A 15,037-nucleotide genomic window follows, 5' to 3' on the forward strand; every position below is an offset into this window, starting at 1 on the left:
AAAGTTAATATCCGGTCAGCGCACCGTACGACGGTTAAACGACGATTAATCCTCGGCTCATCGCGGTTGCTATCGCATGGGTTGTGTTGAGCGCGCCGAGCTTGAACCGAGCGCTTTCGATATAGACCCTCAGAGTGTGCTCCGAGATCGACAGCGAATGGGCCACCTGGGCGCGGCTGTAGCCCAGCGCCAGCAGGGTCATCGCATCAACCTCGCGCGGGGACAATGCCCGCGACGCTTCCGGCTGGCGGTCGCTTTCGAACTCTAGTGCCTTTCTGTTGAAAAAATGGGCGATCAGGATCAGGTCGCGCCCGTAAGTTTCGGTGAACTCGGCCCAAAACGCGTCGTCACAGGTATGATTGACGGTAAACAGCGCAAACTGTCCGGCGGGTCCCCGGATCGGGATGGAATACCCCTGATTGCCGACGCCATGCTCCATGGCATCCTGCAAAAACGCCTTAGAGATTTTGCCCGACCAGTCGAGCTTTTTCCAATCAACGGGATGAAATCTCTGAAAACACCCAAGAATGACAGGGTCTATGCGGTGGTAGTTCCGGTCCTGATAACGTTCGGCCCAAGTATCGGGATAAGTGGTGCACCCGTATTGATCGCCCGCGCTGTCGACCCAATGATAGATGATGTGGTCAATACCCAGCGTGTCCCGCAACTTGACCGCAGTATTTTCAAGCCCCTCAAGCCCGCTGGTGCCGTCCAACTCCTCGAGGATCTGGTTCAAATCGACCTTCGTTCCCATTCGCGGGCGCCCGTGCCTCATCGTTCTTGGACGCTATCTCGGCCGCGGCGATCAACTTGGTGTCGTCAAGCTGCTCGGCGAGGGCCCTCATACCATTCGCAGAGGCGAAGGATTTGAGGTCTGACAGAACGTCCAGTATCCACTCATTTTGTGGCATCAGCGTCTCCCCGAAACGGTTAACGAACGGTTAACACAACCATAGCATGTGGTAAGCTTGTTAGGAAATTCACCGGTTTCTACTCCCCAAAAACAGCGAGGCCGGATTTGTTAACCACCTGAAACCTCTGAGGCGTGTTTTCGGCAGCAAAACGCCCGCGAACCAAATCCGTGATTCGCGGGCGATTCAGGCAGGATTGGCGTTCCCGGATCAGCCCTTGGCTTCGAGAACTTCCTCAAGCGTGCGCAGGCCGGTTTTGGGCGATTGGACCAGCACCGACATGTTGCCCGGCTTGTGTTCGTTGCGCATCATTTTCATGTGCGCCTCGGGCAGGTCGGCCCAGGTAAAGACCTCGGACATACAGGGATCAAGGCGGCGTTCCAACATCAGCTTGTTGGCCGAAGCCGCCTGTTTCAGGTGAGCAAAGTGCGAACCCTGCAGGCGCTTCTGGTGCATCCACATGTAGCGCACGTCGAAGGTCAGGTTATAGCCGGTGGTTCCTGCGCAGATCACCACCATGCCGCCCTTTTTCACCACGAAGGTCGACACCGGGAAAGTGCTCTCGCCCGGGTGCTCGAACACCATGTCGACATTCACGCCCTTGCCGGTGACGTCCCAGATGGCCTTGCCGAACTTACGGGCCTCTTTGAACCATTCGGCATATTCCGGGGTGTTGACCGTCGGCAACTGGCCCCAGCAATTGAAATCCTTGCGGTTGATGACACCCTTCGCACCCAGACCCATGACGAAGTCGCGCTTGCTTTCATCCGAGATCACACCGATCGCGTTGGCGCCCGCGGTGTTGATCAGTTGGATCGCATACGAGCCCAGACCGCCCGACGCGCCCCAGACCAAAACGTTCTGGCCGGGTTTCAGATCATGCGGCTCATGCCCAAACAGCATGCGGTAAGCGGTGGCCAGCGTCAGGGTGTAGCACGCGCTTTCTTCCCAAGTCAGGTGCTTGGGACGCGGCATCAGCTGCTGCGACTGCACGTTGGTGAATTGGGCAAACGAGCCGTCCGGGGTCTCATACCCCCAGATCCGTTGGCTGGGCGAGTACATCGGGTCGCCGCCGTTACATTCCTCGTCGTCGCCATCGTCCTGGTTGCAGTGAATCACAACCTCATCGCCGACTTTCCAGCGCGTGACCTTGTCGCCCACGGCCCAGACAATGCCCGACGCATCCGAACCAGCGATGTGGTAGGGCGCTTTGTGCCCGTCGAACGGGCTGATCGGCTTGCCCAGCGATGCCCAGACGCCGTTGTAGTTCACGCCTGCGGCCATCACCAGGACCAGCACCTCATGGCTGTCGAGCTTCGGGACATCGACGACCTCAAGCTGCATGGCCGTATTGGGCTCACCATGACGTTCCTTGCGGATGGCCCAAGCATACATCTGTTTGGGCACGTACCCCATCGGAGGAATTTCACCCAGTTCATAGAGGTCTTTTTCAGGCGCCTCATACGACGCGATGCCGCCGTCAGTGTCCAAAGCCATGTCGGCCTCCTTTTGTCCATGCTTCTCGCCGCAACGCAGAATCGCGGCTCTCAAAGGATGGGATATTAACGACTAAGCAATAATGCAATAGATATTCGGTAGTGTTTTGAAATTTTATGACCCAGCAGACGCAGAAGGATCTTTTGCATCTGCAGCATACTCCGGTTCAGCATCTCCCATCAGGTGACCAACCGAGCGCGCGTAGAACTCCATCAGGTCGCGCCGCTCGCCGGACGCCGAAAGGTCCTCGCCAGTGCGCAGCAGGATGCGGCGCTCGACAAGCTGGTTGATGGCAAAGGGCACGGCGTCGGAACCCGGCTCGGCCCCGGTTCCAGCCTTCTCCATTATCGCAGTGACCTGCTCGGTCAGGTCACGCTCGGTCATCGAGCCATTCTCACGGATCAGCCAGCAGGCTAGCGGCGTGGGCAGAACCGGCACGACCTCCCCGATGCGGGACATCAACTCCCGCGCCAGAGGCATCATCAGATCGCCGTCTCGCCCCGCGCTGAAATCATGCAGCGAGATCGGGCGGCCATAGCGGACCGCGGCCATCCCGAACCGGCGATACCGGCGCAACAGTCGCCGCCAGACCTGTTTGGCCAGCCATGCCGTCACCACCCCGATTCTCGCCCGGAACCGCCGCTCATTGCGCGAGGCGGCGGCGGTCAGGATCGTATCCTCAAGCACGCGGTCATAATTGATCGCCACGGGAATGAAGACGACGTCGCGGCCATCCGGGCTCACACCGTCGATGATGTATTTAAGCAGACCCAGCTTGGGACGCGACAGAGCTCCGTTCAGACTCAATCCGCCCTCGGGGAACATGGCCTGCGTCACCCCGGCCTCGGTCGCGTGGCGCACGTAGCAGGACAGCACCTGCCGATAGAGATCGCTGCCCGATTTCCGCCGGATGAAGTAAGCGCCCATCGCCCGGATCAACCGGCTGAGCGGCCAGACCCGCGCCCATTCGCCCACCGCATAGGACAGCGCGGATTGCTCGGCGGCCAGATAGGTCACCAGCACATAGTCCATATTGCTGCGGTGATTCATCACGAAGATGACCGTCGAGTCCGGGTCGATTTCCAACAACGCCTGCCGGTCCTCATAGCTCAGCCGGACATTGTAGAAGGCATTGCTCAGCAGACGTGCGGCGCGAATGGCAAAGCTGAAATACGCGAAGGCGGAGAACGAAGGCACGATCTCGCGCGCATAACGGCGGGCCTGCTCAAAGGCCACAGCCTCAGGCATACCAGTTTCACGGGCATGTTCCTGCACTGCCCGTCCAACCTGCGGGTCGTAGATCAGGCGCTGGATCATATCGTGGCGGCGGGCCAACTTGAACGGTTGGATCGGGCGTTGCAGCCGCTGGTTCAACTGCGCCACCGCCTTCTCCAGCCTGCGTCGGAAGAACCAGCGCACGGACGGAAACAGAAAATGCGACGCAAAGGTGACCGCGGCAAAAAGCACGATCAAAACGAAAAACCAAAGGGGGAGTTCCACCGTCTGCGTCATGACCGCAACCTGCCACCAAAAGGACGGCGTCACAATCGATTGATACTTACCCACTTCGCCGCAACGCAGCGAATTGACATGTCCCGAAAATTGCGATTTAGAACGCTTGAGCGTAATTTTATTGCCCACCCGACTCGAGAGGCCCCTATGACGCAAACGCAGAAAGATCGCCCCTGGCTTATCCGCACTTATGCCGGTCACTCGACTGCCAAGGCCTCCAACGAGCTTTATCGCAGCAACCTGGCCAAAGGTCAGACCGGGTTGTCGGTGGCCTTCGATCTGCCAACCCAGACCGGCTATGACAGCGACCATACGCTGGCGCGCGGCGAAGTGGGCAAGGTGGGCGTGCCGGTCTGCCATCTGGGCGACATGCGGGTGCTGTTCGACCAGATCCCGCTGGAGCAAATGAACACCTCGATGACCATCAACGCAACCGCGCCCTGGCTTCTGGCGCTCTATATCGCGGTGGCCGAGGAACAGGGGGCGGATGTCAGCAAGCTGCAGGGCACGGTGCAGAACGACCTGATCAAGGAATATCTAAGCCGTGGCACCTATATCTGCCCGCCGAAACCGTCGCTCAAGATGATCGCGGATGTGGCCGAGTACTGCTACACCAACGTGCCGAAATGGAACCCGATGAACGTGTGTTCCTATCACCTGCAAGAGGCCGGCGCGACACCCGAGCAGGAGCTGGCCTTTGCACTCGCAACCGCGCAGGCGGTGCTGGACGAGTTGCGCCCCCGCGTCCCGGCCGAAGATTTCCCGGCACTGGTGGGCCGTATCTCGTTCTTCGTCAACGCCGGCATCCGGTTCGTGACCGAGATGTGCAAGATGCGCGCATTCGTCGATCTGTGGGACGAGATCTGTGAGCAGCGTTACGGCGTGACCGACCCCAAGTTCCGCCGCTTCCGCTACGGGGTGCAGGTGAACTCGCTGGGCCTGACCGAACAGCAGCCGGAAAACAACGTCTATCGCATTCTCATCGAGATGCTGGCGGTGACGCTGTCGAAAAAGGCCCGCGCCCGGGCCGTGCAACTGCCCGCATGGAACGAGGCGCTGGGCCTGCCGCGTCCGTGGGATCAGCAATGGTCGATGCGGATGCAGCAGATCCTGGCTTACGAGACCGACCTGCTGGAATATGGCGATCTGTTCGACGGCAACCCGGCGGTGGACGCCAAGGTCGAAGAGTTGAAAGAGGGCGCGCGGGCCGAACTGGCCAATCTCGATTCCATGGGCGGGGCCGTCGCCTCGATCGAATACATGAAGTCGCGACTGGTCGATTCCAATGCCGAACGCCTGAACCGGATCGAGCGCAATGAAACCGTCGTGGTCGGCGTGAATAAATGGACCGAGGGCGAGGCGTCACCGCTGCAGACCGAGGATGGCGGCATCATGGTTGTCGATCCTGCGGTCGAGCAGGAACAGATTGCGCGGCTGAACGACTGGCGCGACCAGCGCGACGACGAAGCGGTCAAAGCCGCCCTCCACGCGCTGCGCCAGGCCGCAAAGACCGGCAGCAACGTGATGGAACCCTCGATCGCTGCCGCCAAGGCCGGTGTGACCACGGGCGAATGGGCCGAAGAGATGCGCAAGGCTTACGGCACCTATCGCGGACCAACCGGCGTGTCGGGCTCGGTTTCGAACAAGACCGAAGGATTGGAAGAGCTGCGCGCCGCAGTGGATGCGGTCAGCGATCAACTGGGCCGCCGCCTGAAATTCCTGGTCGGCAAGCCCGGCCTGGACGGCCATTCCAACGGCGCCGAACAGATCGCGTTCCGCGCGCGTGATTGCGGAATGGATATCTCCTACGAGGGCATCCGCATGACGCCCGAGGAAATCGTCACGGCCGCCATCGAGGAAGAGGCACATGTCGTCGGTCTCTCGATCCTGTCGGGAAGCCATGTGCCACTTGTCGAAGAGATCATGGATCGCCTGCAATCGGCAGGAATGAGCCACATTCCGGTGGTCGTCGGCGGAATCATTCCAGACGATGACGCGGCCAAGCTGACCTCGATGGGTGTTTCGAAAATCTACACCCCAAAGAACTTTGAATTGAATTCCATTATGGGTGATATCGTGACGCTTGTCCGCGCCAAAGATATTGCCGCCGAATAGTCTTCACATTCCGTCTTTTCAGGCATTGAGGGATGGAAAAAGGTATCAAAGAAACTTAACTTGGTGAAACACTCACCTCGACTGGTTGGCGTTTGCCAAAATGGAGAAGTTATGGGAATTGAACTTACAAAAATGTCGCGCAAAGAACTTTTGGAATTGCGTGACAGCATCGATGTTGCCGTGAAGGATGCAGAGATCCGGGAACGGCAGGAAGCGCTTGCAGCCGCAGAAAAGGCGGCGGCCGAGTTCGGTTTCTCGCTGGCCGAACTGTCCGTAGACAGCCGGCGCGGAACCAAAGGCACGAAAGCAAAACCAAAATACCGAAATCCGTCCAACCCCGAACAGACCTGGACCGGCCGCGGGCGTAAACCGCAATGGGTGCATGACTCGCTGAAAGCCGGTGCTGATATTTCCGATCTGGAAATCTGAACGGGGCGCGGTCTCAAAATGACAATTCACATTGGTGCCGAAAAGGGTGACATCGCGGAGACCGTTCTGCTCCCCGGAGATCCGTATCGGGCGAAATGGGCCGCGGAAACTTTTTTATTCGATGTGCAACAGGTCAATAATGTCCGCGGGATGCTGGGGTTTACCGGCATGTGGAAGGGCAATCGGGTCACCATTCAGGGGAGCGGCATGGGCATGCCCTCGCTCTCCATCTACGTGAATGAACTGATCCGGGATTACGGCGCAAAGACGCTGATCCGCATTGGATCCTGTGGCGGGATGCAAGACAGTGTCAGTGTCCGCGATGTCATCCTTGCGATGACGTCCACGACGCTCAGCACGCCGTCGCGCGGCATCTTTCGGGAGTTGAACTTTGCGCCCTGCGCCGATTGGAGCCTGCTGCAGGCAGCGGTCCGCGCGGCCGAGGCCAAAGGAACCCCGACCCATGTTGGCGGGATCTATTCCTCGGACGTGTTCTATGACGAACGCCCCGATCTGAACGAGCAGATGGTGCGCCACGGCATTCTGGGCGTTGAGATGGAGGCCGCTGAGCTATACATCCTGGCCGCCCGCCACAAATGTCGCGCGCTGGCGGTGCTGACGGTCTCGGACCATCTGTTGACCGGTGAGGCGCTGCCCTCGGACCAGCGTGAGCGAAGCTTTGGCGACATGGTCGAAGTCGCGCTGCAGGCGGCGTTTCCCGACGCGGCGTGACGGCGAAAGCCTTGAGACAAAGAAAGTGCGGAGGGCAACCCTCCGCCTTTTTTCATGGCCTCACCTGCCGTGGCTGCGGTCATACCCGTTTAGCGCCGGGCCTTGCCAACAATCCAACGCGCCTTTTGCAGGCGCAAAGACCTCGACCAACAGCGGGAAACAGGCGGCGGCGTCCGAGGAATGCTCGGCGGAACAATCGCCACCCGGACAGGCGCTGAGATTGCCCAGCAGGTCGATCTCGGCAAAAAACTCCAGATAATCGCCGGGTCGCACCGGCGACGCCTTCATAAAATACTGACCGGTGTCTCGGGTAAAGCCGGTACACATGAAGACGTTAAGCACGTCATGCACATGGGGTTCCGCCTCGCTCAGAGACACACCCAAATGATCCGCCAGCGCGCGGGTCAGGTTCGAATGGCAGCAATGGTGATAATGCCGCCCCGCCAGAAGATTGCCGGTGTAGGGGTCGCAGCGGGTGCCGATCACGTCATGGACCGAGCCGCCGTACTGGTCGATGCCATACCAGCCCAGCGTGTCCTCGGTGATTGTCGCCATAGGCCGCAGATGCGGGAAGGCCGACCACATACGTTCGCCGGTTGTTATATGGGTACCGTGCAGCGCCCGGGTCTTGCCGGAATAGAACCGCTCGGACAGGTCGTTGCGGTTCCACAGGTTCAGATCCCCGACCTGCGGTCCGTCAACCGAGGTGATGCGAAAGAAATGTCCGGCGAGGACATCGAAACACCGGGCGTCCCGAGGCGGCACCAGCACCTCTGCGATCTTGCCCGCCGTGGCACGCGCAGTCCGGTACAGATCCAGATCGGGCGCCGGAAGAGTGTCGTTGGGATAGCAGATTACCGGGGCAACCGCGCGGCGGGTTTCGGCGTCCGGTGGGGCGGCGGGTTGGGTCATCGGTGGCCTCGTCTAAGAATTTCCCGCAGGCTTACACCGTTGTCGCGATATGAAAAGCCCCCACCGGTCCGGGTGGGGGCTCAACGTCGGGTTGGCGTAGGTTCAACGGGTCGCGAAATAGACCTCTCCCACCACCGGCGCCGCATCGGCTGCGGGTGTGCCGGTCGGTGCGATGGTCACAATCGGCGCTTGAGTCGTGTCGAACCCGGCCACCGTGTCCGTGACGTCGATGCTGTAAAAGGCCGGTGTCGCTCCTTCCAACTCCAGATCCTTGGGCGGTGCGTTGAAGAAATTCAGAACACCGACGGCCTTCCGCCCCTCGGTCGTATCTGCGCTAGGCTGCAGGAAAACGCTGTAGAGCACCCCGGGCTGCGCATCGATCCGCAGATCGGCCAGCACCAGATAGGTGCGTTGCGAACCGGCAGCAATCGTTTCTTCGGTTCCCGCAGGAAGCTCGACCGCAACGCTCGCCTCTCCCTGTCCCAATTCCAGCCTCTGCGATGCCGGTGACGGCGCGGCGGATACCGACTCGGTGGTGTCCGCCTGCGCAACGACAACCGGGGCCACGCCGGGTGGGGTCAGAAGCTCCTGATACTCGTATCCCAACGGTTCGGTCGCCACGAAGTCCGAGGTTTTGGCCAGCACCTGCTGACCGCGGTCATCAGAGAAGGTAAACATCATATCGTTCCATGTGTCATCCGACGGGTTCTCACGCCCGCCACCGGCCGCATTCCAGCTTGCCCAGATGCGATCCACATTGGCGTGATGCAGCCAAAAAACCGGATCGCTTGCGGCCCAGGGGACCGAGCCCATGTTCTGCCCGTTGCCCACCAGCACATGCACCATACCATGCGGCGCCATATCCAGATTGGCGTTGAACCCGGACGCGGGCGCTTGATCGCGGAAATGAATGATATCGAGACAATCGAGCCCCAGCGGATCCTGCCCGATACTCTGTTCAAGCTGTGGATAAAGGGGAGTTTGGTCAAGCTGCACCCCATCATTCACTCCGGGATTGCGTTTGCCGACGAACAGCGAGCCAAAGACCGGATCGTCCTCCATCCGCAGCTCTTCCGGGATCGCCCGTTTTCCGGGGGTCGTGTAGTCCCAATAGGGTAGCGTGAACTCCGGCTCCTGCGCTGCGGCGCGGATGATCTGCTCGAAGAACAGAACGTACATCCGGTGCCAGGGGGTGAACCAGTCGCGCTGACCCGCCCATGTGATATGGCCCCGGCACGTATCCCACATGGCAAGGGCCAGCATCTTGTCGGCGGAGGAGGCCGCACCATAGATGCGGTCGATCTCCTGCTCCTTGTTGGTGTTCGGATTGACCCAATGCGTGTACCACTGGAACATCCAGGACATCGGGTTTCCCTCGGCCGTCGCTTTCATGTTGGCAACGCCGCGGGCGTAGATTTTAAGCTGCTCCTTGCCTTCGGGAGAGGCAGTGTCGTAACGGATTCTGGTGCCGGGATAGTCGTCGGCGCGGGCCATCCACTCGGGGAAAGATTTCAGAGTGCCGGTGGCGAGCCCTGCCACACCCAAACCAATTGCGGTGCGGCGCGTAAAACGTGACATATCAAATCTCCTGGTCTTGAAAATAACGGGAGTGTAGCAAAAAAGTGATTTCCTCTCAAATTTGGGCGCGATAGCAGAGCGGCTTTTTGCCGTCTGCCGGGTCTATTTCCGGCTGCGGAGACAGTGGCGGGGCGTCGCCTCTCCCACCTGCTTGGCCCCGCAAAAGGCGCAGGTCCAGGTTCCCTCGGTCCGGTTCTGCCGCCACCGGCAGTCGCGGGTCAGCGACGACGTGCGGGCCCGCCAAATGAAATAGGCGAGAACACCAAGGGCGAGGATGAGAAGAAAAAGGGGCATGGTCGTCCAACCGGAATTGCGCCGGCCTCAGAAGGGGTGAAGCCGCTTGCAAGCGGCTTCTACGCGGTTTGCAAACCGCGTGGCAAGGCGTTTCCAAACGCCTTTTCTCCGGGCTTGAACGGACCCACTCAGCCCCGGCCTTATAGGTCAGGCGGCGTTGGCGTATTCAAAGAGATCGGGCTCACGCGCCACGACCTGTGGTTTGGGCTGCGGCGTGTAATAGGCCCACGCCTCTTCAAGCAGCCTCAGCGCTTCGGCGGCTTTAGCGTCTTTGGTGAGTTCGGCGGTTTTCATGGGTGTGATCCTGTGCTGAGTTCACGACCCCTCCCTGTCACCTAGAATAATCCTGCGACCGGGCGGTTGCACCGCATGTTTCTGCAACCTGGTCATGCACTTGCCGCAACCCCGGCAAGCGCCTTTCCTTTAGGCGGATTCAAACCGTCCGCTCGACCATCATCTTCTTGATCTCGGCGATGGCCTTGGCCGGGTTCAAACCCTTGGGGCAGGTCTTGGCGCAGTTCATGATCGTGTGGCAGCGGTAGAGCTTGAACGGGTCTTCCAGATAATCCAGACGCTCCCCGGTCGCCTCATCCCGGCTGTCGATGATCCAGCGATAAGCATGCAGCAGCGCGGCAGGGCCGAGGTAGCGGTCGCCGTTCCACCAATAGCTCGGGCATGAGGTCGAGCAACTGGCGCACATCACGCATTCATAGAGGCCATCCAACTTCTTGCGATCCTCGATGGACTGCTTCCACTCCTTCGCCGGACGGTTGGTCTTGGTTTCCAGCCAGGGCATGATGCTGGCGTGCTGGGCATAGAAATGCGTGAGATCCGGAATCAGGTCCTTGACCACCGGCATATGCGGCAGCGGATAAATCTTCACGTCGCCCTTGATCTCGTCCATGCCGTAGATACAGGCCAGCGTGTTGATGCCGTCGATATTCATCGCGCAGGAGCCGCAAATCCCCTCGCGGCAGGACCGGCGGAAGGTCAGCGTCGCGTCGACCTTGTTCTTGATGTAGATGAGCGCGTCAAGAACCATCGGGCCGCAATCGTCCATATCGACGAAATAGGTGTCGAGCCGCGGGTTCTGCCCATCTTCCTCGTTCCAGCGATAGATCTGGAACTTGCGCACATTGGTGGCGCCTTCGGGCTTGGGCCAAGTCTTGCCCGTGGTGATGCGGGAGTTCTTCGGCAATGTGAGTTGAACCATCTCGTCTACTCCTTCTCAGCCGCCCAGCAGGGCAATGCTGTTTTCAGCAATACATTGTACGGCCTCGGGGCGGCTGGATATCTCCACCACTTGTTCCACCGTGGATTGGGTCACACCGGTCACGGATGCCCCGGCGATCTGAACGATTTCTCCGGCCGAGGCCGCGTCGATGATGCAGTCCGTGATCGGCGCGGCATTCAGACCCGGAAACTTGTCAGCGACCACACCGTTGACCACCGACTTGGCCCTTTCGCGCGCGATGACATCCGCCGCATCATTGGCGGCTGTGCAGCTTGCCAACAGTGCCGAGACGATCAGGGCCGAAGCGAGCCGCATCAGAACGTCCGCGCCTTGGGGGCGATTTTCTTGAGGCTGATGCCACCCTGTTTCTCGGTGGTCAGCGGATCAACGATCACCGGGCGATAGCTGAGATCGACCTTGTTGCCCTCGACGCGGGACACGGTATGCACGCGCCATTTTTCGTCGTCACGCTCGGTGAAGTCCTCATGCGCATGGGCACCGCGAGATTCCTTGCGGGCCTCGGCGCCGACGATGGTAGCCAGCGCGTTGGGCATCAGGTTGGTCAGTTCCAGCGTCTCCATCAGGTCGGAGTTCCAAACCAACGTGCGGTCGGTGACCTTCAGGTCGTCCATCTTGGCCGCAATCGCAGTCACCTTCTCGACACCGTCGGCCATGGTCTTGCCGGTGCGGAAGACAGCGGCGTCGGCCTGCATGGTCTTCTGCATTTCCAGCCGCAGATCGGCAGTCGGAATCGAACCGCTGGCATTGCGGATATTGTCGAACCGGTCGAAGGCCTTGTCGACCGAGGCCTGATTCAGCACCGGGTTCGCCGCCTCGGGGTCTACAACCTTGCCCGCGCGAATGGCGGCGGCGCGGCCAAATACCACAAGGTCGATGAGCGAGTTCGACCCCAATCGGTTCGCCCCATGCACCGAGGCACACCCCGCCTCACCCACGGCCATCAGGCCGGGCACGACGGCGGTCGGGTCGTCTGCGGCGGGGTTCAGCACCTCGCCCCAATAGTTCGTCGGCACGCCGCCCATGTTGTAATGCACGGTGGGCAGAACCGGGATCGGTTCCTTGGTGACATCAACACCGGCAAAGATCTTGGCCGACTCGGAAATGCCCGGCAGGCGCTCCGCCAGCGCCTCGGCCGGCAGGTGGCTGAGGTTCAGGTGGATGTGATCCCCTTCCTTGCCCACACCCCGGCCTTCGCGGATCTCCATGGTCATTGAGCGCGAGACATAGTCGCGCGGCGCCAGATCCTTGTACTGCGGCGCATAGCGCTCCATGAACCGCTCGCCTTCGGAGTTGGTGAGGTAGCCGCCTTCGCCCCGCGCGCCTTCGGTGATCAGACAGCCCGAGCCGTAGATGCCGGTCGGGTGAAACTGCACAAATTCCATGTCCTGCAGCGCCAGTCCGGCGCGAGCCACCATGCCGCCGCCGTCGCCGGTGCAGGTATGGGCCGAAGTGGCGCTGAAATACGCCCGGCCATAGCCGCCAGTGGCCAGCACGACCATCTTGGCGTTGAATACATGCATGGTGCCGTCGTCCAGCTTCCAGCAGACGACGCCCTGACACTGGCCGTCATCGGACATGATCAGGTCGATGGCAAAATACTCGATGTAGAATTCGGCGTTATTTTTCAGCGACTGACCATAAAGCGTGTGCAGGATCGCGTGACCGGTCCGGTCGGCGGCGGCGCAGGTACGCTGCACGGCGGGGCCTTCACCGAACTCGGTGGTGTGGCCTCCGAAGGGGCGCTGATAGATCTTGCCCTCTTCGGTACGCGAGAACGGCACGCCGTAATGCTCCAGCTCATAAACCGCCTTGGGGGCCTCGCGCGCGAGGTACTCCATCGCGTCCGTATCACCCAGCCAGTCGGAACCCTTGACGGTGTCATACATATGCCACTGCCAACTGTCGGGACCCATGTTGCCCAAGGATGCTGCGATTCCGCCCTGTGCCGCCACGGTGTGCGAGCGGGTCGGGAACACCTTGGTCACGCAAGCCGTACGCAGCCCCTGCTCGGCCATGCCGAGTGTGGCGCGCAGACCGGCGCCACCGGCGCCGACAACGACCACGTCATACTCATGCGTTTCGTATTCGTAAGCAGCCATGTCTTTCAGCTCCGGTCTTAAAGTGCGATGCGCGCGATGGCGAAAAGGCCGGTCGCGGCTGCGGCGTAGGAAAGGCAGATCACCAGGATGATCAGGATCTTCTGCATGAGGCCATGCACATAATCCTCGATCAGCACCTGGGCGCCGTCTGCGAAATGTTTGAAGCCGACGGCGAGCGTCAGCGCGGCAACAATCGCCGGGAAGGGCCGCGCGAAATAGGCCACCACGGCCTCATGCGGCTGGCCCAGCATCGGACCGAAGGTGAAGACGAAAAGCGGGATGAGGATCAGCAGAGCCACCGCGCTGACCTTCATGGCCCAGAAATGTGCGGTCCCGGTCTTGGCCGAGCCCATGCCAACGGCGCGCTTGCGGTCGGTGAGATAACGCATCTTGGCCTCCGTTATTGGATGATCAGCAGGGTCAGGATGGTCAGGACGACCGAACCTGCAACAACAGCCCAACCGAGCTTTTCAGCGGTCGGGATGTCGAGGCCCATGGCGTTGTCCCAGATCAGGTGACGCACACCGGCCAGCGTGTGATACCACAGCCCCCAGAGCGACAGCGCCATGATCAGATCGCCGAAAAGCGAGGTGATCACCCCGTTCGCCACCGCGTAATACTCAGCCGAGGTTGCAGCGGCGAGAAACCACCAGACGATCAGCAGCGCGGCCACGATCAGGGCGTTTCCGGTGATCCGGGTCAGGATCGACGTGACGGAAGTCAGCTGCGGACGATAGATCGTCAAATGCGGCGAAAGCGGGCGATTGCCCCGATTGACATCGGCCATGGTGGCTCCTTTCCGGTTGGCTGAGGAAGTTTTTACCGTATTTTCCGGATGTGTCACGTGCTGCACTTGCAAATAAACGCGAAATTTGGCCTAAAGTGGCAGTTTGCATGCGTTTGTGATCACGGCGTGAAACAGTGTGATCACAAACAGGCAATCAGCGCGGGAATGTGAGCGATATCAACGGTCCCAGCTTGTGATCACGAATCCTTTGGGACCTCATTTCAGGCTCGCCGTTTGCTGCGTGACCTCGCGCAGCAATTTTTTTCGGATGCGCTCGGGATAGTCGAGAAAACCCGAAGCGGACACGACAAAGGCTCCCTCTCCGACGATGACGTTTTCAAAGAAATAGGCGGTCAGGTCCGGCTCGCTCTCCTCGATGGCGATGGCATTCACGGTGATGCCGCGTGCCCGCAAATCGCGGTGGAGTTGGACAGGCTCGACCCCCTCGTTCGAGATCCCGTCGCCTGACAGGTCGATCAGATGCCGCTTGCAATCGGCCACGGTGTCGAAAGCGCCCATCGTGGTTTCAAGGGCCTCGCCGATAGCCGTGGAAAAGTTGCGCCAGACGCGCGGGTCCTCCGCGACCGTTGCGGCAAAGGTCTCCAGCGCGTCGAAACTGTCGATCCGGGTCCAGGGAATGGTCACCTGCTGTCGCGAAGCACCGGTCCATTGCACCAGCATCAGCTGCGCCTGCCCACGCACCAGAGCCTCGGACACGATGGGGTCGCGCAGCCCGGCGGCGAGGCCGTCCATCTGGATCCGGTACTCGCGCGAGTCAACCGAGCCGGACACGTCAACCGCCAGCGCGAGCGCGAGGTCGCAGGCCAGAGCAGGACCTGTGGCGAATGTGGTGAGGAGCGAGAGCAAATTGCGCATGAGCGCAGTTTAGCGTGGTTGGGTGATTTGTCCCATCGCG

General features: G+C 60.4%; 15 protein-coding genes. 3 read left to right on the top strand and 12 right to left on the bottom strand.

Annotated elements, in window-relative coordinates:
- Positions 1-34 precede the first annotated feature (34 nt).
- The 3 genes from AB3N21_RS12860 to AB3N21_RS12870 form a co-directional block, all read right to left on the bottom strand.
- Positions 35-754 carry an autoinducer binding domain-containing protein gene (locus tag AB3N21_RS12860; RefSeq protein ID WP_367935596.1) on the bottom strand — a complete coding sequence of 240 codons (720 nt, stop codon included), beginning with the start codon at positions 752-754 and terminating at the stop codon, positions 35-37.
- Positions 755-1,121: 367 nt separating this feature from the next.
- Positions 1,122-2,408, bottom strand: a complete 1,287-nt coding sequence (gene ccrA / locus AB3N21_RS12865) for a crotonyl-CoA carboxylase/reductase (protein WP_171175845.1) — start codon at positions 2,406-2,408, stop codon at positions 1,122-1,124.
- 114 nt (positions 2,409-2,522) lie between these two features.
- A complete protein-coding gene (locus AB3N21_RS12870) occupies positions 2,523-3,920 on the bottom strand; it encodes a 1-acyl-sn-glycerol-3-phosphate acyltransferase (RefSeq protein WP_367935597.1) in 1,398 nt (465 codons plus the stop codon).
- 147 nt (positions 3,921-4,067) lie between these two features.
- On the opposite strand from AB3N21_RS12870, the gene AB3N21_RS12875 reads away from it, so the two are divergent.
- From AB3N21_RS12875 to deoD, 3 genes are all read left to right on the top strand, one after another.
- Positions 4,068-6,035, top strand: a complete 1,968-nt coding sequence (locus AB3N21_RS12875) for a protein meaA (protein ID WP_367935598.1) — start codon at positions 4,068-4,070, stop codon at positions 6,033-6,035.
- A gap of 111 nt (positions 6,036-6,146) precedes the next feature.
- Entirely contained in the window at positions 6,147-6,464 is a 318-nt protein-coding gene (locus AB3N21_RS12880) for an H-NS family nucleoid-associated regulatory protein (protein WP_367935599.1), read from the top strand.
- Positions 6,465-6,482: 18 nt separating this feature from the next.
- Positions 6,483-7,196 (top strand): purine-nucleoside phosphorylase, encoded by a 714-nt coding sequence (deoD, locus tag AB3N21_RS12885; RefSeq protein ID WP_367935600.1) that lies wholly within the window; start codon positions 6,483-6,485, stop codon positions 7,194-7,196.
- A 60-nt stretch (positions 7,197-7,256) separates the two neighbouring features.
- Here the strand turns inward: deoD and AB3N21_RS12890 are convergent, their stop codons facing one another.
- The 9 genes from AB3N21_RS12890 to AB3N21_RS12930 all read right to left on the bottom strand — a co-directional run bounded on the left by AB3N21_RS12890 (position 7,257) and on the right by AB3N21_RS12930 (position 14,997).
- Positions 7,257-8,108, bottom strand: coding sequence for an urea carboxylase-associated family protein (locus AB3N21_RS12890; RefSeq protein ID WP_367935601.1), 852 nt, complete (start codon positions 8,106-8,108; stop codon positions 7,257-7,259).
- A 102-nt stretch (positions 8,109-8,210) separates the two neighbouring features.
- Positions 8,211-9,686 carry a tyrosinase family protein gene (locus AB3N21_RS12895; protein WP_367935602.1) on the bottom strand — a complete coding sequence of 492 codons (1,476 nt, stop codon included), beginning with the start codon at positions 9,684-9,686 and terminating at the stop codon, positions 8,211-8,213.
- Between the two features lie 441 nt (positions 9,687-10,127).
- Complete coding sequence (locus tag AB3N21_RS12900; protein WP_367935603.1) at positions 10,128-10,274, bottom strand: hypothetical protein; 147 nt, start codon at positions 10,272-10,274, stop codon at positions 10,128-10,130.
- Between the two features lie 139 nt (positions 10,275-10,413).
- Positions 10,414-11,193: a succinate dehydrogenase iron-sulfur subunit gene (locus AB3N21_RS12905; RefSeq protein ID WP_367935604.1), complete on the bottom strand. Its 780-nt coding sequence runs from the start codon at positions 11,191-11,193 to the stop codon at positions 10,414-10,416.
- A gap of 15 nt (positions 11,194-11,208) precedes the next feature.
- Positions 11,209-11,529 (bottom strand): succinate dehydrogenase, encoded by a 321-nt coding sequence (locus AB3N21_RS12910; protein ID WP_367935605.1) that lies wholly within the window; start codon positions 11,527-11,529, stop codon positions 11,209-11,211.
- Positions 11,529-13,334: a succinate dehydrogenase flavoprotein subunit gene (gene sdhA, locus AB3N21_RS12915; protein ID WP_367935606.1), complete on the bottom strand. Its 1,806-nt coding sequence runs from the start codon at positions 13,332-13,334 to the stop codon at positions 11,529-11,531. Before sdhA ends, AB3N21_RS12910 begins: the two co-directional genes overlap by 1 nt.
- Positions 13,335-13,351: 17 nt before the next feature.
- Positions 13,352-13,723 carry a succinate dehydrogenase, hydrophobic membrane anchor protein gene (gene sdhD / locus AB3N21_RS12920; RefSeq protein WP_171175830.1) on the bottom strand — a complete coding sequence of 124 codons (372 nt, stop codon included), beginning with the start codon at positions 13,721-13,723 and terminating at the stop codon, positions 13,352-13,354.
- 11 nt (positions 13,724-13,734) lie between these two features.
- Positions 13,735-14,121, bottom strand: a complete 387-nt coding sequence (sdhC, locus tag AB3N21_RS12925) for a succinate dehydrogenase, cytochrome b556 subunit (RefSeq protein ID WP_171175828.1) — start codon at positions 14,119-14,121, stop codon at positions 13,735-13,737.
- Between the two features lie 216 nt (positions 14,122-14,337).
- Positions 14,338-14,997 carry a DUF1194 domain-containing protein gene (locus tag AB3N21_RS12930; protein ID WP_367935607.1) on the bottom strand — a complete coding sequence of 220 codons (660 nt, stop codon included), beginning with the start codon at positions 14,995-14,997 and terminating at the stop codon, positions 14,338-14,340.
- Between the last annotated feature and the right edge of the window lie 40 nt (positions 14,998-15,037).

Origin of the sequence: Ruegeria sp. (assembly GCF_040830605.1) — a bacterium.
Taxonomy (GTDB): Bacteria; Pseudomonadota; Alphaproteobacteria; order Rhodobacterales; family Rhodobacteraceae; genus Ruegeria.